We start from the raw sequence: 16,504 nt of genomic DNA on the forward strand, positions 1-16,504 counted from the left end.
TCACTTCGCGGGCGGCGGCGCCGTGCTCTTGCGTACGACCAGGCTCGTGGCCAGCTCCAGCCGCGTGGACACCGATTCCTGGGCCCGTAGCCGCATCAGCATCTGCGCCGCCTCCTCCGCCATCTGGCGCAAGGGCTGGTGGACCGTGGTCAGTGCCGGACTGGCCCAGCGGGCGATGGACACGTCGTCGTAGCCGACCACCGAGAGGTCATGGGGGACGCGCAGGCCCCGCACCCGGGCGGCTTCCAGCACGCCCAGTGCCTGCAGGTCGCTGCCCGCGAAGATCGCGGTCGGCCGCTGCGGCAGGGACAGCATCTCGGTGGCGCGGTCGTGGCCGCCCTCCACGTGGAAGTCGCCGAACAGGATGAGGCCGGGATCCACCTCCAGCCCGGCCATGGACATCGCCGACCGGTAGCCGTCGAGCCGGGCGCGGGAGCAGAGCATGTCCTCGGGTCCCGTGATGATCCCGATGCGTCGGTGCCCGCACTCGATGAGATGGCGGGTGGCGGCCAGTCCGCCGTTCCAGTTCGCCGAGCCGACCGACGGGACGTCCGGATCGGGGTCGCCCGCCGGGTCGATGATGACGAACGGGATCGAGCGCGCCCTGAGCTGCTGTTTCACTTCGACGGGCAAGGCGGAGAAGACCAGGACGACGCCGAGCGGCCGGCGCTGGAGCATCGCCTCCATCCACTCCGGGCCGGGCGAGTGGCGCGTTCCGCTTTCGGTGAGGACGACTCCGGCGTTGTGGGCCTTGGCGACGTTCTCCACCCCCCGGATCAGCTCCATCGCCCAGATGCTCTCCAGCTCGTGGAACACGATCTCGATGAGCGGCGCCTCGCGGGCCGACCGTGTGGTGCGCCGGTACGCATGGGCCTCCAGAAGGCGCTCCACCTTGGCCCGTGTGGGGGGTGACACGTCCTGTCGCCCGTTGAGGACCTTCGAAACTGTCGAAATGGAGACGCCGGCCTGCTGGGCCACCTGGGCCAGGGTGATGCGGCCCATCTCCTCGTCATCGCGCATGGCGAGGAGCATAAAGCACCCGGCAACTGCCGCCGAGGCGTAACGCTTTGATAACGCGGTGACCGAGGGTTGACCCCCCAGGTGTGGGGTCCTAGCGTCCCGACTCATGAAGTTTCGGTGCTCACGCCGAAAAGTTTCGAGAGGCGAGTCGATGAAGCAACGCGCACGGTTCTCGCGGACCGTTGTCGTCGGTGGTGCCGCGCTGGCCCTGGTGCTCTCCCTGTCCGGGTGCGGAGGAGACTCCGGCGCGGCTGGCGGGGACGACACCATCCACGTCCTGGTCTACGGGGACGCGGCGAACAAGGTGGAGAAGGAGCTCGTCGCCACCTTCAACAAGACATCGAAGGTCAAGGTCGTCCTGGACACGATCCCGGGCGCCGACTACCAGGCCAAGCTGCAGACGATCATCAGCAGCAAGCAGGCGCCGGACGTCTTCTTCAACTGGGGCGGCGGCAGCATCAAGCCGTTCGTCGACGCCGGTCTGCTGCTCCCGCTGGACTCCTCCATCGCCAAGGATCCCGACCTCAAGGCGAAGTTCCTGCCGTCCGTGTTCAACAGCGCGGTGGTCGACGGACGTTCCTACGGGGTCCCGATGCGCGGCACGCAGCCGGTGCTGCTGTTCCACAACGCCAAGGTGCTCAAGGAGGCGGGTGTCGAACCCCCGAAGACCTGGGACGACCTGCTCGCGGCCGTCAAGGCGCTGAAGGCCGACGGCGTCACCCCGATCGCTTTGGGCGGCGGCGACCGGTGGCCGACACTGATGTGGTTCGAGTACCTCTACGACCGGATCGCCGGCCCGGAACTCTTCCAGAAGGCCCTGGACGGCGACAAGGACGCCTGGGCCGGCCCGGACAGCAGGAAGGCTCTGGGCAAGATCAGGGAACTGGTCGATGCCGGGGCCTTCGGCACCAACTACGACTCGGTGAAGTTCACCGACCAGGGTTCCCCCACGCTCCTGGCGACCGGCAAGGCCGCCTTCGAGCTGATGGGGTCGTGGGAGTACTCGACGCAGCAGGACGCGCACCCCGAGTTCGCCAAGAGCGACCTCGGATACAGCGCCTTCCCCTCGGTCGAGGGCGGCAAGGGCGACCCCGCGAACATCGTCGGCAACACCAACAACTTCTACTCCGTGCTGAAGAAGACGAAGCACCCGGAAGCCGTCGCCGAGTTCCTGAAGCTCATGTACTCGGACCAGTTCGTCAAGGCGCAGCTGGCGATCGGCAATCTGCCCACCACCACGAACACCGAAGGCTTCCTGGACACCGCCGCCAGCCCCGGGTACGCGAAGTTCCAGTACGACCTCGTCAAGGCGGCCCCGGCGTTCCAGCTCTCCTGGGACCAGGCGTACCCCCAGTCGGCGGCCACGACGATGTACCAGGCCCTGCAGCAGTTCTTCAACGGCTCGATGGACGAGGACGCGTTCATCAAGGCCATGCAGGCGCTGCCGACCTCGTGACCTCCCTGAAATCCGGACCCGGAACACATGACATGACCCGAACCGCCGCACCCTCCGACGGTGGCGAGAAGGTCGAGAGGGCCGGCTCGTCCGGCATCGGAGCGGGCCGCCCGGGATTCCTCTGGGCGGCCCCCGCCGCCGTCTTCTTCGGCCTCTTCGCCATCGTCCCGCTCCTCATGGTCGCCGTACTCTCCTTCGCCAGCTGGGACGGGCTGGGCGACCCGGAATTCACCGGCCTCGACAACTGGAAGCAGCTCCTCGACGACCCCGTCATGATCAAGAGCCTCTGGCTGAGCGTCCTGCTCACCGTGCTCGGGGTCGTCGTCCAGACCCCCCTGAGCATCCTGCTCGGCGTCTGGGCGGCGGGGCACCAGCGCAACCGGGCCGTCCTGTCCGCCATCTACTTCGTCCCGATGCTGCTGTCCGTCGCGGCCGTGTCCGTGCTGTGGCGCGCCGTCCTGGACCCCAACTTCGGAGTCCCCGCGCAGGCCGCATGGCTGTTCGGCGACGGCAACCTGTTCGGGAGACAGGCCAGTGCGATCGGCGTCCTGGTCTTCGTCAGCACCTGGCAGTTCACCCCCCTGCACACGCTGATCTACCAGGGCGCGGCCCGCGCGGTGCCGCCCGTCCTCTACCAGGCGGCGCAGATCGACGGCGCGGGCACGGTGCGCCGGTTCTTCCACATCACGCTGCCGCAGCTGCGCAACTCGATCATCACCTCGATGATCCTGATGGTGGTCGGCGGACTCACGACCTTCGACACCGTGCTCATCCTGACCCAGGGCGGACCGGGCAGCGACACCACCATCAGCGCCTACTACATGTACCAGAAGGCGTTCAAGAGCTTCGACTACGGAGCGGCGTCCGCCATCGCCCTCCTCCTGGTCCTCGTCTCCACGGTCATCTCGCTGATCGTGGTGCGGCTCTCGGGCTACGACAAGATGCGCAGCACCATGGAGGGACTGTGAGGAAGAGCCGTCCCAACTACCTGGCCGGCTTCGGCTCGCTGGTCTGGCTCCTCGTGGTGGGGCTGCCGCTGTACGTGATGCTCGTCGCCACGTTGCAGTCGCGTCCCGACTACGCCGCGAACGGCCCGCTGGCCTTCCCCGAGCACATCACGCTCGACAACTACGTCAACGACCTCGACAGCGGCTTCGCGCAGTACTTCCTCAACACGGTCATCGTCACCGTGTGCGTGGTGGGCATCGTCGTCCTTCTCGTCCCACCGCTGGCGTACACCATCGTCAGGAGCCGGGGCCGGGCCACCACCGCGGTCTTCCGGATGTTCCTCCTGGGTTTGGCGATCCCCTCGCAGGCGGTCATCGTCCCGATGTTCTTCGTCATCAGCGAGGCCGGTCTCTACGACAACCTCATCGGGGTCATCCTGCCGACGGCGGCCTTCGCCATGCCGGTGTGCGCCCTGATCCTCACGGGCGTGATGCGTGACATCACTCCCGAGCTGTACGAGGCGATGACGATGGACGGCGCCTCGCCCCGGCGGGTCTTCTTCCAGCTGGTGCTGCCGCTGTCCAAGAGCGGGGTCTCGACGATCGTCGTCTTCTCCGCGCTCCAGGCGTGGAACGGCTTCCTCTTCCCCCTCGTCCTGACGCAGTCGGCGGAGACCAAGGTCATCACCATGGGGCTCTACGACTTCCAGACGGAACACGGAGTCGACACCCCCGGCCTGCTCGCCGCGGTCGTCCTGTCCATGCTCCCCATCCTGATCGTCTACCTGTTCGCCCGTCGCGCCCTCGTACAAGGGCTGATGGGGGTCGGAGGAAAGTGACCGCCAACATCGACAACGCCGGCGTGCAGACAGCCGCCGAGGCCGCCGACTCCCGGGCGCCGGTGTCCGGCACCACGGACCACCGCACCGGACCCTGGCACGACCGCACCCTCGCGCCCGAGGCCAGGGCCGACGCCCTGATCGCCGCCATGACCCTCCAGGAGAAGATCTCCCAGCTCTTCGGCGTCTGGGTGGGCGCGTCCGACGAGGGTGCCGAAGTCGCCCCTTTCCAGCACGACATGGAGGAGGCCGTCGCCCTCGACGACCTCCTTCCGCGCGGCCTCGGCCAGCTGACCCGCCCCTTCGGAACGGCCCCCGTCGACCCGGCCGTGGGTGCCCTCTCGCTGGCGCGCACCCAGGAGCGGATCGCCGAGGCGAACCGATTCGGCATACCGGCGCTCGCCCACGAGGAATGCCTTGCGGGCTTCGCCACCTGGGGCGCGACCGCCTACCCGGTACCGCTGTCCTGGGGCGCCACCTTCCATCCCGAGCTGATCCGCGAGACGGCCGCCGCGATCGGCCGCGACATGCGCTCCGTCGGCGTGCACCAGGGCCTCGCCCCGGTCCTCGACGTCGTCCGCGACGCACGCTGGGGCCGTGTGGAGGAGACGATCGGCGAGGACCCCTACCTGGTGGGAACGATCGCCACCGCCTATGTGCGCGGGCTGGAGTCGGCCGGGGTCGTCGCCACGCTCAAGCACTTCGCCGGCTACTCGGCCTCGCGCGCGGGCCGCAACCTCGCCCCCGTCGGCATGGGCGCGCGGGAGCGGGCCGACACCATCCTGCCCCCGTTCGAGATGGCCGTACGCGAAAGCGGCGTACGGTCCGTCATGCACGCCTACACCGACACCGACGGAATCCCCTCCGCGGCCGACGGGCCGCTGCTGACCGGCCTGCTCCGCGACACCTGGGGCTTCGACGGGACCGTCGTCGCCGACTACTTCGGCATCGCCTTCCTGAAGACGCTGCACGGTGTGGCGGCGACCTTCGGTGAGGCGGCCGGTGCCGCGCTCAGGGCCGGTGTGGACGTGGAACTGCCGACCGTCAAGACGTTCGGCAGGCCGCTGACCGACGCGATCGCCGAGGGACGCGTCCCCGAGGCGCTGGTGGACCGCGCGGTACGCCGAGTACTCGTACAGAAGGCCCAGCTGGGGCTGCTGGACGCGGACTGGAGCCCGGTGCCGCCGGTGCTCGCCGGAGCCGCGGCCGCGCACGGCCGCGCACGCGCGAGCTCCGAGGCGTTGCGCGGGACCGTCCGCCTCGACACCGACGAGAACCGCGCGCTCGCCCGCCGCGTCGCCGAACAGGCCGTCGTCCTCCTGCGCAACGACGGCATCCTGCCCCTGGCGGCGGCCCCGGCCCGCATCGCACTCATCGGGCCCAACGCCGACGACCCGACGGCCGTCCTCGGCTGCTACGCCTTCCCCGTCCATGTCGGAGGCCGGCATCCCGAGACCCCGCTCGGCATCGAACTTCTCACGCTGCGCGAGGCGTTGAGCGCGGAGTTCCCCCACAGCGAGATCGCCACCGCCCGGGGCGCCGACATCGACGGCCTGGCCACCGGCGGGTTCGCCGAGGCCGTCGAACTGGCCGGGAGCGCCGACCTCGTGATCCTCGCACTCGGCGACCGGGCCGGCCTCTTCGGGCGGGGCACGAGCGGGGAGGGGTGCGACGCGGAGAACCTGGCCCTCCCCGGCGTGCAGCAACAGCTCCTCGACACCCTCCTCGACACGGGCACCCCCGTCGTCGTCACGCTGCTCGCCGGACGCCCCTACGCCCTGGGACGTGCGGCGGACGAGGCGGCCGCCATCGTGCAGTCGTTCTTCCCCGGCGAGGAGGGGACGACGGCCATCGCCTCGGTGCTCAGCGGCCGCACCGAACCGTCCGGCCGGCTCCCCGTCAGCGTGCCGCGCCACCCGGGCTCCCAGCCCTCCACCTACCTGGCGGCCCGGCTGGGTCACTCCAGCGAAGTCTCCAGCGTCGACCCGACCCCCGCCTTCGGGTTCGGCCACGGTCTGACGTACACCGCCTTCGAGTGGAGCGGCCTCGTCGTGGAGCGGGGACGGGCATCGACGGAAGGGGAGCTCGCGCTCTCCTGCACCGTCCGCAACACCGGCGCCCGGAAGGGCACCGAAGTGGTCCAGGTGTATCTGCACGACCCGGTCGCCTCCGTGGTCCAGCCGGTGCAGCGCCTCATCGGGTACGCACGCCTCGACCTGGAACCCGGGCGGGCCGCCAGGGTGCGGATGACGGTCCCGGCGGACCTCGCGTCCTTCACGGGCCGCGAGGGCCACCGGATCGTCGAGCCTGGCGACCTCGAACTGCGGCTGAGCGCGTCGAGCACCGACATACGCCTCACGGCACGGGTCACGCTGACCGGACCGGAGCGCACGGTCGACCACACGAGGCGGCTGCACATGGATGTCGCCACGGAACTCCTCGTGGAGGCGTCGTAGTCCGGCGGGCGCCGACCGGAAGGGGCCTTCGCGGGCGGGACGACCACCCGCGAAGGCCCTTCCGTCCCTGGGGCCGGACGTTCCGGTCAGGAGGCGGTGCAGGCGCTGATGACGGGCGGGGCCGTGTCGCCGTTCGTCATGACGGTGAAGCCGAAGCTCGTCGTCCCGCCGGCCGCCAGGCTGCCGTTGCCGTTCGGGGTCATCGTCATCACCTTCCCGGTGCTGTCCCAGCTGGGCGTGCCGTTCCAGGTGGCCGAGATCCACTGCGCCGAGGCGACGGTCACCCGCACGTTCCAACCGCTGATCGGCGAACTCCCCGCCGTGACGGTCACCTTGCCGTTGTAGCGGTCACCCCACGTCTCCTGCTTGGCGTACGAGACGGTGCACGTGCGCGTGCCGTTTCCGCCGCCATCGCCGCCGCCCGTACCGCCCAGCGTGGACAGCACGGCGTCGTAGGCCGGCTTCTTGCCGTAGTTGCCGTCGAAGAGCAGCGGGGTCCCGCTCGCGCGCCACGAGTACTTGTCGGTGACGCCCCAGACGGTGATGCCCGTGCAGCGCGTCACGGCGAGGCACGCCCTCACCACGTTGGCGTAACTCGTGGCCTGCGAGGTGCCGGACCCCTCGATGTCCAGTTCGGTGATCTGCACGTCGACGCCGAGGTCCGCGAAGCGCTGCAGGTTCTGCTGGAAGTCGGCGGGGACGGGGGACTGGCTGTTGAAGTGGCTCTGGAAGCCCACGCAGTCGATGGGCACACCGCGCTGCTTGAAGTCCTTCACCATGGCGTACACGGCGTTGGACTTCGCGTTCACCCCGTCGGTGTTGTAGTCGTTGTAGCAGAGCTTCGCGGCCGGGTCGGTGGCCCGGGCGGTGCGGAAGGCCTCCTCGATGAAGCCGTTGCCGAGTTTGTCCTGGAAGGGAGAACTACGGCGGGCGCCGCTGCCGCCGTCCTGAAACGCCTCGTTGACGACGTCCCACGAGTGGATCTTGCCCTGGTAGTGCCGCATGACCTGGGTGATGTGGTTGTTCATCGCGGAACGGAGGTCGCTCGCACCCAGGGACCCCACCCACCCGGGCAACTGAGAGTGCCAGACCAGGGTGTGGCCCCGCACCTTCATGCCGCGGGCCTGTGCGTGGCCGACGATCCGGTCGGCCGCGCCGTAGGTGAACGATCCCCGGGACGCCTCCAGCGCGTCCCACTTCATCTCGTTCTCGGGTGTCACCGAGTTGAACTCCGCGTTCAGCGTGGCGGCGTAGGGCGCCTCGCCGAGGTGGTTCGCGGCCACCGCCGTGCCGAAGTAGCGGCCCTTGGCGGCTGCCGACTCACCGAGGGTGCTCGCCGCGTGGGCGGTGCCGGCCAGGGCGACGACACCGGTGGCCGCGAGCAGGCCGGTGAGGGAGACGGCCAGTGCCCTGCGTGCGGAGGCGCGCAGGGGGGCGCGGCCTTCTCCGGGGGCGATCCTGTTTGTCCGGATCATGACAACCTCTTCCGTCTGGGGGCGGATTGTGTCGGGATGCAGGCGAAAGTTTTCAGGAGGTGGACAGGCCGGTCTTGCCCGCCTCTCGCACGGGAAGGCGGCTGCCAAGGAGATCCTGGGGGATGCGCGACGCCGAAACAATGGCGCGGTACGACCGAAACAATTTCGTACCCGCGGGCGGGGCGACAGTCGGCCCGGTCGAGGGAGACCGGGGCGCCGGGTCCCTTCTTCAGGGACGGCGGTCCGTCCTCATGCCGTATGCGGAGCCACGCGCGCCGCACCGTCGCCCAGGCAGCCTTCGGCTGCGCGGTTCGGCCGCTTCTCTCAGCGGAGCTGCTCGGCGAGCCCCACGATGATGCCCTCGGGACCGCGGAGGTAGCAGAGCAGGTAGCTGTCCTCGAACCGTGCGATCTCGCCCACGAGTTCGGCGCCGTGAGGGCGCAGGCGGGCAACGGTGTCCTCGAGGTCGTCGACGGCGAACATGACGCGGTGCGTGCCCAGGACGTTGTGCGGCCGGCTGCGCGGGCCGGCGCTGATCGGTGCCGGGCTGCGGTACTTCGCCAGCTCGAGCCGGCTGTGACCGTCCGGTGTCCGCACCATCGCGATGTCACAGCGGACGCCGTCGAGGCCGGTGCACTGGTCGGCGAAGGCGCCCTCGACCTCGGCCCTTCCCTCCAGCTCCATACCGAGTTCCACGAAGAACGCGAGGGCGGCGTCGAGGTCCTCGACGACGATGCCGACGTTGTCCATCCGCTGAATCGCCACGACGGGCTCTTCCCTTCTCCGTGCGGCCGGGCTCGGCCGCTGACGTCCTGGGACGGAGCCGGAGGCGCGATCTCGACATCCTCACGCCGCCGGCTCGTCTGGATCAGCATCGAGCCTCGCGATCCGTTCCGGGCGTCGGGACACGACCGCACCGGTTTCCGGGCCGGAGGGTCCGTACCGGCTCACCCCGACCCGGGTGATCGGGGCGGGCCGAAGGTAAACGCGTCGACAGCGGCCCTCCCCACCGGGCAGAGTGGCAGCCCGTGACGAGCAGTGAGCTGTGGACCCGTGCGAGCGCCGAGCGGTACGACGCCGAGGAGACTGCCATGTCCTCGGCGGCCGTTCTCGGGCCGACTCTCGCCTTTCTCGCCGAGCTCGCCGGAGACGGCCGGGCGCTGGAGTTCGCCATCGGGACCGGACGCGTGGGCGTCCCGCTCCGGAAGCGCGGCGTGCCGGTCGTCGGCATCGAACTGTCCGAGCACATGGCTGCGGTGCTGCGGCGCAAGATCGACGAGGACGCGCTGCCGGTAGCCATCGGGGACATGGCCACCACCGTCGTCCCCGGCGAGTTCACCCTGGTCTACCTCGTCTACAACACGATCACCAATCTGCTCACCCAGGATGAGCAGGTCGAGTGCTTCCGCAACGCCGCACGCCATCTGGAGCCCGGCGGCCGATTCGTCATCGAGCTGGGCGTACCGCCGCTACGGTTCCTGCCGCCCGGCCAGGTCGCGGTGCCGTTCGACGTCTCCGAACGGCATCTCGGCTTCGACACCTTCGACCTGGTCGAGCAGGTTCTCGTCTCGCACCACTTCACCCGCGACGGCGACCGCTTCCGCCGCGGCGCATCCCGGCACCGCTACGCCTGGCCGGCGGAGCTCGACCTGATGGCACGGCTCGCGGGACTGGAGCGGGAACGCCGCGTCGCGGACTGGGACGGGGCGCCGTTCACCCAGGACTCCACGAAGCACATCTCCGTATGGCGCAAGCCGACCTGAGGCCGGAGCGGCGGGGTCTCGAAGATCCGCGGGCTCCGGGTCTGTTCGATCTGCGCCTTGTCGCGCGTGGGGGTCGCGCCGGTAGGGAGCCGACTCGCGTGGTCATCCTCGCCGGGGAGCGTGCTCAGGCGCCTGCCGTGAACGCGGCGGCGTGGTCGGCGGCCCACTGGCGAAATGTTCGCGGTGCCGTCCCGAGGATGTCGGCCACCGCGGTGGTGACGTAAGCGGGCTGCCCGACCGCTGCTCTCCACGAGGAGAGCAGCATGTCGACGACCGCACCGGGTGCCGTACCCTCCGACAGCTTCCGGAATTCGTCCGGCGTCATCTCCTCGAAGGCGATGCGGCGCCCCAGGGCATCACCGATGACCTCCACCTGCGCGGCCTGGGTCAGCGATTCAGGGCCCGTGAGTACGTAGTCGCCTCCCACGTACCCGTCCTGGTGGAGCGTCCGCGCCGCGACGGCTGCGATGTCGCGGTCGTCGACGGGTGCCGTCTCGGCGGCTCCGTAAGGCCACCGGACGACCTCGTCGGCCCGGATCGCGGCAGCCCACCACGCCAGCGAGTTCGACGCGAGCATCCCCGGCCGGATGATCGTCGCCTCGAGTCCGGTGTCCTCGATGAGCCGCTCGATGTCGGCGTGCAGCACTGCCGCGGGATTGGGCTGCTGAAAGAAGGGATGTGGTGTCTGGTGCGGGGAGGAGAGGAAGACGATCCGCCGCACGTGGGCCGCCAGCCGCCCGATGACCGCCGGGGCGGTTCGAGGCGGGGCGGTCCAGACGAGGAAGACCGCGCCGGCGCCGTCCAACGCCGGGTCGAGCGACTCGGGCACGGTGAGGTCGCCGGTGAAGACCTCGACCTTCGCCGGCAGTGTCGCCGCTGCCTCGGAACGACGCGCGAGGGCGCGGACCGGCACGCCCGCGCTGAGGAGGTGTTCGGTGACGATGCGGCCGACCCGGCCCGTGGCCCCGGTGACGAGCACCGGAGGAATGTCCGTCTGCTTCATGCCACCCATGGAAACGTTACTCGGTTAAAAATGCAACTCGGTCACGAATGTTAGGGTGGTCGGATGAGCGAGGCGACGGGACTGCGGGCCCGCAAGAAGGAGCGGACGCGCGACGCCATCGGTGATGCGGCCGTTTCGCTGTTCCTCCAGCGCGGCTTCGACGGTGTCTCGGTCAACGACATCGCCGCGGCCGCCGAGATCTCCAAGCCGACCCTCTTCCGGTACTTCCCCAGCAAGGAAGACCTGGTGCTGCACCGGTTCGCGGACCACCAGGGAGAGGCGGCGCGCGTCGTGCGCGACCGCCGGTCAGGCATCAAGCCGCTGACAGCGCTGCACCGACACTTCCGGGCCGGCCTCGACCGGTATGACCCTGTCACCGGTCTCAATGATCACCCCGAGGTGGTGGCGTTCCACCGGCTGGTGTTCACCACTCCAAGCCTCGCGGGACGGCTCACGCGGTACCAGATGGAGGATGAGGAAGCCCTGGCGGACGCCCTTGGCGAAGGCATCCAGGCACGTGTGCGCGCCGCCCAGGTGCTCGCGGTGCAACGGGTGCTCGCCCGGACCAACTGGCAGAGGATCGCCGACGGTCGAACCGCCCGCGACGTGCATCCCGAGGCCGTATCAGACGCCGACCAGGCATTCGGCCAGTTGCGCTGACAGGCGGCGTTCCTGGGCGGAGAAGCCTCCGCGGTCTCGTGCACGCGCCGCCGCGGCTCGGTCAGGCCACTCGGGGGAGTGCGTCCAGGCGACTGCCTGCCAGGTGGCCGCCGGTGAGGAACCCGCGTCGGCCCGGGCCACCAAAGCCCTCCGTCGTCCGCCACGGGCCCGCCCTGCCGGAGCATCGAGGTGTGGCGCGCCACGGGTGGGCCCCGGCAGGTGGTGCTGCCGGGGCTCACGAGGAGGGCTGTGTCAGCGATCCATCAGGACGAACACGCCCCATCCGAGGTATTCGCGCTGGTACCTGACGTGTCGGACGGGTGCCTCAGTGAGTTCCGCGCGCAGGGTGTCTGCGAGCTCGTCGTCGGGGTTGGCGTCGAGCCAGCGTCGGATGTTGAGCCATTGCGCCGCGACGTACCGGTCCCAGCTGTCCTGGTCGGCAAGGACCATCTCGACGACATCGCAGCCCAGGTCCCCGAACCGCGCGAGCAGTTCCGGAAGCAGGAGCAGGTCGTCCTTGCGGGCCATGTGACAGCCCTCGACGACGGATTGGTCCTCCGGCTCGCGGCGCCAGTACGGTTCGCCGATCAGCATCATGCCGCCGGGAGCGAGGCTGCGCCGCAGGAGGGCGACCGTGCCCGCCACGCCGGAGCCGATCCAGGTCGCACCGATGCAGGCGGCGATGCCGACGGGATCGGTGGCGACATGGCCCGAGGCGTCCGCGTGCACGAAGGCGACTCGGTCGGCAACGCCCAGCTCGGCCGCCCGCCCTCGGGCCGCGCCGAGGAAGACGGTGCTGATGTCCACGCCTGTGCCGGTCACACCGTGGTCCCGTGCCCAGGTGCACAGCATCTCGCCCTTGCCGCAGGCGAGGTCGAGCATGCGGGTGCCCGGCGGCGGGCTGATGGCCTGACCCAGGAGGGACAGCTTCTCGCTGGTGAACGGGTTGCAGATGCGATGGCCGCTCTCGCGGATGGTGAAGCTACGTGGCAGATCCACTACAAGGGTTCCTTCGGTCCGTGGAGATGATGACGGCGTGGCCAGGCGGCCGAGGGGAGTCGGCCGCGCCTACCTGGACCGTCATCAAACGCACCTCTTCGGACATGTGAAGGCTGGGACCGGTCGAGTGTACGGACACCGGGATCATCGCGTCCATCGGATTTCACGGCCCTCCCGCCCCGTCCTGCGTGAAGGTCCGGCCGGTCAGCTCACACCGGCAGGGCCGTTCAGAGGGCCCTCGACGGGCTGCTGACCGGTGCTTCTCGTGTGGCGGCGGTGGAGTTCCAAGGTGGCGACGACCGCCACGCCGAGGGTGACGTGCATGAGGGACAGGGCGGCCACGGTGCCTCCGTCGGCATCGGACGACAGCGGGCCGGCGACCGACAGCAGTGCCAGCCCACCGCCCACGTACTGCGCGAGCCGCAGAAAGACCGGCTTCCACAGGGCCAGCAGCATGGCGGCGCCCGTGCCGACGACCAGCGGGACGGTGGAGGAGCCGAGGACACCCCCGATCGTGATCGGGTGCTCCTGGCCGGCGTCGACGACGACGAGCGAGGCACCGGCCAGCTTGGCGACGCCCAGAACGACCAGATTGACCAGGGCGGCGGCGGCCGCGCCGGTGACCAGGAGCTTCCACCAGGTGAGGCCGGAACGCGGGACCGAGGGTCCGGCGGGCACAGCGGGGCCGGAGTCGGGAACGGTACTGCTTGACATGGAAGCTCCTCCAACGTGTGAAGTGCCGCGCTCCGTATGACCGGCGGCGTACGCAGAAGCCTCCAACCTGAACTTCGGTTGAGGTCAAGCCTCTTATCGGGGCCGGACCGGAAGTCCAGGCTCATGGCGTCGCCCGGCTTCCAGAAACGCCCGCGTGTCAAAGGGCGTTCGCCCGCCTTCCACCGCGTGCTTCCGGTCGAAGGCGCGCCGGGGGAGTGGCCGAGCCGGCGGCTGTGATGCCTCCGCCCGCGAGGAACGTACGGGCCGCCGCCGGTGCGCGCTAGGGATCGCGAGCGGCGTTCGTCATGCCTGGCCCGCGCCCTCCCGGACGCCCGCGGCCGGAATCCGCGGCCTCCCTGGTCGATCACGCCGGGGCATGACGGGCGCAGTTCGAGGGCACCCGTCGACTCGGGAACCCCGGCCCGCCCGTCCGCCCCACGCAGACGCCGACGCCGCCCTGATCCCGACGTCCCGACGTCCCGACGCCCCGAGACCCCCCGGTCCCGAGACCCGAGAAACAGAGAACATGAGACTGCCCCCCACCTCCGCGCCCCAGGCCCCGCTCCGCAAGGTCCTCACCACCCGGCTGCTGTACTTCTTCATCCTCGGCGACGTCCTCGGCGCCGGGGTCTACGTGCTGATCGGCGAAGTCGCGGCCGCCTCGGGCGGCGCCGTGTGGGTGCCCCTCACCGTGGCCCTCCTGCTCGCACTCCTCACAGCCGCCTCGTACGCGGAGCTGGCGACGAAGTACCCCCGCGCGGGAGGCGCCTCGCACTACGCCACGCGCGCCTTCGGCCCGGCGGCCGGGTTCATCACCGGATACTGCATGCTGGCCGCCGGCATCGTCTCGGTCGCGGCGCTGGCGCGCGGCTTCGCGGGCGACTACCTCAAGGCGTTCGTCTCCCTGCCGCTCGTCCTGGTCGCCGTCGCCTTCCTCGCCCTGCTGGCGCTGCTCAACGCCCGCGGCATCCGGGAGTCGACCCGCGCCAACACCCTCGCCACGCTGGTCGAGGCCGGTGGACTTCTGATCATCGTCGGACTCGGCGTGTGGATCACCGTACGAGGCGACGGGGACGTCGGCCGGCTGACGCGGCTCGGCACGGCGTCGGAGGCGCCCGTGGCAGCCGTGCTGAGCGGTGCCGTCATCGCCTACTACTCCTTCGTGGGGTTCGAGACCTCCGTGAACGTCGCCGAGGAGACGCGCGACCCCGGCCGGTCCTACCCCCGCGCCCTGTTCGGCGCCCTACTGACGGCGGGTGCGCTGTACGCGGCCGTCGGGGCCGTCGCCTCCGCGGCCGTGCCGACCGGGACGCTCGCCGCGTCCGACGGCCCGCTCCTCGAGATCGTCCGGGCCGCGGGGCACGTACCGGTGCAGCTGTTCGCCCTGATCGCGCTGGTGGCGGTGGCCAACGGAGCCCTCCTGACGGGCATCATGACCTCGCGCCTCGCCTACGGGATGAGCCGGGAAGGCCTGCTGCCGGGCTTCCTCGCCCGCGTCCTTCCCGGCCGGCGCACACCCTGGGCGGCGATCGCCGTCACCACGGCGCTCTCCGCGCTGCTCGCGACGAGCGGCGGGATCGACGTCCTGGCAGGCACGCTGGTGCTGCTCCTGCTGGTCGTCTTCTTCGTCGTGAACCTGGCCGTCCTCGTACTGCGACGCGACGGCGCGGCGGGTACCAGCCACTTCCGAGCGCCCACGGTCGTCCCCGTCCTCGGCGCGCTGTCGTGCGTCGCGCTGGCGACCCAGGTGGAGGCGCCGGTGTGGTGGCGAGGCCTGATGCTGCTGGCCGTGGGTGGCGTCCTCGGTGCCTTCACCCTGTGGCGGCGTCGGCACGCACCTGCGCCGGCCGAGCAGCCCGCGTCCGTCGAGCCGCCGGCGTCACGGGTCTGAGGCCGGAGCCCCGACTCCGTGCCCCTTGGACGGTGGCACTCGTTCGTCCGAACGGGGCGCGGGGCCCGCGAAGCCCTGTCCGTCACCGGCTCGGTGCGGCAGGCCCCGGCACGGCGGCCCGAGGCGGGCGCTTCACCTCGCCCGCGCCGCCCACGCACGTGGCGGCGCGCCGGCCTGCCGCGAAGCCCCGCTGACCCGGTGGCCGGAATGTCCGGTTTCCGGACGTGTCGAAGCGGTTACCTGCTTCACCATGAACGCATCGCCGCAGCCCGAACGCCGTGCCCGCACCGACAGCACCGGAATGCGCGCCGTCAGGAGCGTCCTGCCGTCGGCGTCCGGCCCCGGCCGCGTCCTGCGGGGCATGGACCGCCTGGAGCGCGCCGCCGTGCTGGACGGCGTCGCGCACCGCGTCAGGGACGCGGTGCGCGCGCTCCCGCTCGGAAAGGGAAGGGACGTCCTGCACGGCCGGTGGCTCGGGCATCCCGTCCATCCCCTGCTCGTCCAGGTCCCGATCGGCACCTGGGTCTCCGCGGCGGTGCTCGACCTCCTCCCCGGACAGCGCAGGGCGGCGCACGTGCTGGTGGGAGTGGGGCTCGCCGCCGCCGCTCCCGCGGCCGTCTCCGGCTGGGTGGACTGGGCGGAGCTGCGCCGCCGGCAGATGCGGGTCGGACTCGTGCACGCGGCCATGAACATCACGGCGGTCGGACTGTACGCGGCGTCCTTCACCGAGCGGGCGCGGGGCAGGGCCGTCCGGGGCAGGATGCTGGGCTTCGCGGGGCTGTTCTCCGTGGCCGTCGGAGGGGCGATTGGCGGGCACCTCGCCTACCGGCAGGCGTCCGGCGCCAACCACGCGGAAGCGGTACCCGATCGGGTGCGGCCGGGGTGGCACGAGATCGGTGCCGTGGCCGACCTTCCCGTCGGGCGGCCGGTCCGACGCGAGGTGGGCGACATCGCCGTCGTCGTCGTGCGGGAGAGCGGCGCACAGGTGCGCGTCCTCGCCGACTCGTGTGCGCACATGGGCGGCCCCCTGTCGGAGGGCACGGTCGCCGACGGCTGTGTGCGGTGCCCCTGGCACGGCAGCGTGTTCCGTCTGTCCGACGGCTGGAACGTACGAGGACCCGCCACCGCGGCGCAGCCGTCCTTCGAGACACGCGTCGTCGGCGGCCGCGTCGAGGCACGCCTGAACGCACCGGACCTGGCCCCCACGGAGCCCGTGACCACCGCGTGACCATCCTGTCCGCGCGGCGCTGAGAGGGCAGTGAGAGACCTGATGACTCCGCA

General features: G+C 70.7%; 14 protein-coding genes. 8 read left to right on the forward strand and 6 right to left on the reverse strand.

The features are described from left to right. Entirely contained in the window at window positions 1–1,032 is a 1,032-nt protein-coding gene (locus tag AB0K65_RS16770) for a LacI family DNA-binding transcriptional regulator (RefSeq protein ID WP_365717046.1), read from the reverse strand. Between the two features lie 139 nt (window positions 1,033–1,171). Here AB0K65_RS16770 and AB0K65_RS16775 point away from each other — a divergent pair, with 139 nt between their 5' ends. The 4 genes from AB0K65_RS16775 to AB0K65_RS16790 are packed head-to-tail and all read left to right on the forward strand — an operon-like array spanning window position 1,172 to window position 6,718. Next, a complete protein-coding gene (locus AB0K65_RS16775; protein ID WP_365717048.1) occupies window positions 1,172–2,476 on the forward strand; it encodes an extracellular solute-binding protein in 1,305 nt (434 codons plus the stop codon). 32 nt (window positions 2,477–2,508) lie between these two features. After that, window positions 2,509–3,444: a sugar ABC transporter permease gene (locus AB0K65_RS16780; RefSeq protein WP_365717050.1), complete on the forward strand. Its 936-nt coding sequence runs from the start codon at window positions 2,509–2,511 to the stop codon at window positions 3,442–3,444. Beyond that, complete coding sequence (locus AB0K65_RS16785) at window positions 3,441–4,262, forward strand: carbohydrate ABC transporter permease (protein ID WP_365717052.1); 822 nt, start codon at window positions 3,441–3,443, stop codon at window positions 4,260–4,262. Before AB0K65_RS16780 ends, AB0K65_RS16785 begins: the two co-directional genes overlap by 4 nt. Beyond that, window positions 4,259–6,718: a glycoside hydrolase family 3 N-terminal domain-containing protein gene (locus AB0K65_RS16790; protein ID WP_365717054.1), complete on the forward strand. Its 2,460-nt coding sequence runs from the start codon at window positions 4,259–4,261 to the stop codon at window positions 6,716–6,718. Before AB0K65_RS16785 ends, AB0K65_RS16790 begins: the two co-directional genes overlap by 4 nt. Before the next feature lie 86 nt (window positions 6,719–6,804). On the opposite strand, the gene AB0K65_RS16795 is transcribed toward AB0K65_RS16790, so the two are convergent. Beyond that, a complete protein-coding gene (locus AB0K65_RS16795) occupies window positions 6,805–8,193 on the reverse strand; it encodes an endo-1,4-beta-xylanase (protein WP_365717056.1) in 1,389 nt (462 codons plus the stop codon). Between the two features lie 324 nt (window positions 8,194–8,517). Beyond that, window positions 8,518–8,958, reverse strand: a complete 441-nt coding sequence (locus AB0K65_RS16800) for a VOC family protein (RefSeq protein WP_365717058.1) — start codon at window positions 8,956–8,958, stop codon at window positions 8,518–8,520. Window positions 8,959–9,221: 263 nt separating this feature from the next. Here AB0K65_RS16800 and AB0K65_RS16805 point away from each other — a divergent pair, with 263 nt between their 5' ends. Then, complete coding sequence (locus AB0K65_RS16805; protein ID WP_365717060.1) at window positions 9,222–9,956, forward strand: class I SAM-dependent methyltransferase; 735 nt, start codon at window positions 9,222–9,224, stop codon at window positions 9,954–9,956. A 124-nt stretch (window positions 9,957–10,080) separates the two neighbouring features. On the opposite strand, the gene AB0K65_RS16810 is transcribed toward AB0K65_RS16805, so the two are convergent. Further along, on the reverse strand, window positions 10,081–10,959 hold the full coding sequence (locus AB0K65_RS16810; RefSeq protein ID WP_365717062.1) for an NAD(P)H-binding protein: 879 nt from the start codon (window positions 10,957–10,959) through the stop codon (window positions 10,081–10,083). 63 nt (window positions 10,960–11,022) lie between these two features. Here AB0K65_RS16810 and AB0K65_RS16815 point away from each other — a divergent pair, with 63 nt between their 5' ends. Beyond that, entirely contained in the window at window positions 11,023–11,619 is a 597-nt protein-coding gene (locus AB0K65_RS16815; RefSeq protein WP_365717064.1) for a TetR family transcriptional regulator, read from the forward strand. Window positions 11,620–11,871: 252 nt separating this feature from the next. Here AB0K65_RS16815 and AB0K65_RS16820 read toward each other — a convergent pair whose 3' ends face one another. Together AB0K65_RS16820 and AB0K65_RS16825 are read right to left on the reverse strand one after the other, a co-directional pair. Further along, window positions 11,872–12,618 carry a methyltransferase domain-containing protein gene (locus AB0K65_RS16820; protein WP_365717066.1) on the reverse strand — a complete coding sequence of 249 codons (747 nt, stop codon included), beginning with the start codon at window positions 12,616–12,618 and terminating at the stop codon, window positions 11,872–11,874. Window positions 12,619–12,822: 204 nt separating this feature from the next. Beyond that, window positions 12,823–13,332, reverse strand: a complete 510-nt coding sequence (locus tag AB0K65_RS16825; protein WP_365717068.1) for a DUF6069 family protein — start codon at window positions 13,330–13,332, stop codon at window positions 12,823–12,825. A gap of 526 nt (window positions 13,333–13,858) precedes the next feature. Here AB0K65_RS16825 and AB0K65_RS16830 point away from each other — a divergent pair. Continuing rightward, window positions 13,859–15,223, forward strand: a complete 1,365-nt coding sequence (locus tag AB0K65_RS16830; protein ID WP_365717070.1) for an APC family permease — start codon at window positions 13,859–13,861, stop codon at window positions 15,221–15,223. 301 nt (window positions 15,224–15,524) lie between these two features. Beyond that, the gene (locus tag AB0K65_RS16835) at window positions 15,525–16,451 is read left to right on the forward strand and encodes a Rieske (2Fe-2S) protein (protein ID WP_365717164.1); all 927 of its coding nucleotides are present in this window, start codon (window positions 15,525–15,527) and stop codon (window positions 16,449–16,451) included. The last annotated feature ends 53 nt before the right edge of the window (window positions 16,452–16,504 follow it).

The sequence above is a fragment of the Streptomyces sp. NPDC053755 genome (genome assembly GCF_040677675.1).
Lineage (GTDB): Bacteria > Actinomycetota > Actinomycetes > Streptomycetales > Streptomycetaceae > Streptomyces.

Coding starts and splice junctions, on each gene's coding strand:
- AB0K65_RS16770 (WP_365717046.1), bottom strand. CDS start 1,032: ATGCTCCTCGCCATGCGCGATGACGAGGAGATGGGCCGCATCACCCTG.
- AB0K65_RS16775 (WP_365717048.1), top strand. CDS start 1,172: ATGAAGCAACGCGCACGGTTCTCGCGGACCGTTGTCGTCGGTGGTGCC.
- AB0K65_RS16780 (WP_365717050.1), top strand. CDS start 2,509: ATGACCCGAACCGCCGCACCCTCCGACGGTGGCGAGAAGGTCGAGAGG.
- AB0K65_RS16795 (WP_365717056.1), bottom strand. CDS start 8,193: ATGATCCGGACAAACAGGATCGCCCCCGGAGAAGGCCGCGCCCCCCTG.
- AB0K65_RS16810 (WP_365717062.1), bottom strand. CDS start 10,959: ATGAAGCAGACGGACATTCCTCCGGTGCTCGTCACCGGGGCCACGGGC.
- AB0K65_RS16815 (WP_365717064.1), top strand. CDS start 11,023: ATGAGCGAGGCGACGGGACTGCGGGCCCGCAAGAAGGAGCGGACGCGC.
- AB0K65_RS16825 (WP_365717068.1), bottom strand. CDS start 13,332: ATGTCAAGCAGTACCGTTCCCGACTCCGGCCCCGCTGTGCCCGCCGGA.
- AB0K65_RS16830 (WP_365717070.1), top strand. CDS start 13,859: ATGAGACTGCCCCCCACCTCCGCGCCCCAGGCCCCGCTCCGCAAGGTC.
- AB0K65_RS16835 (WP_365717164.1), top strand. CDS start 15,525: ATGCGCGCCGTCAGGAGCGTCCTGCCGTCGGCGTCCGGCCCCGGCCGC.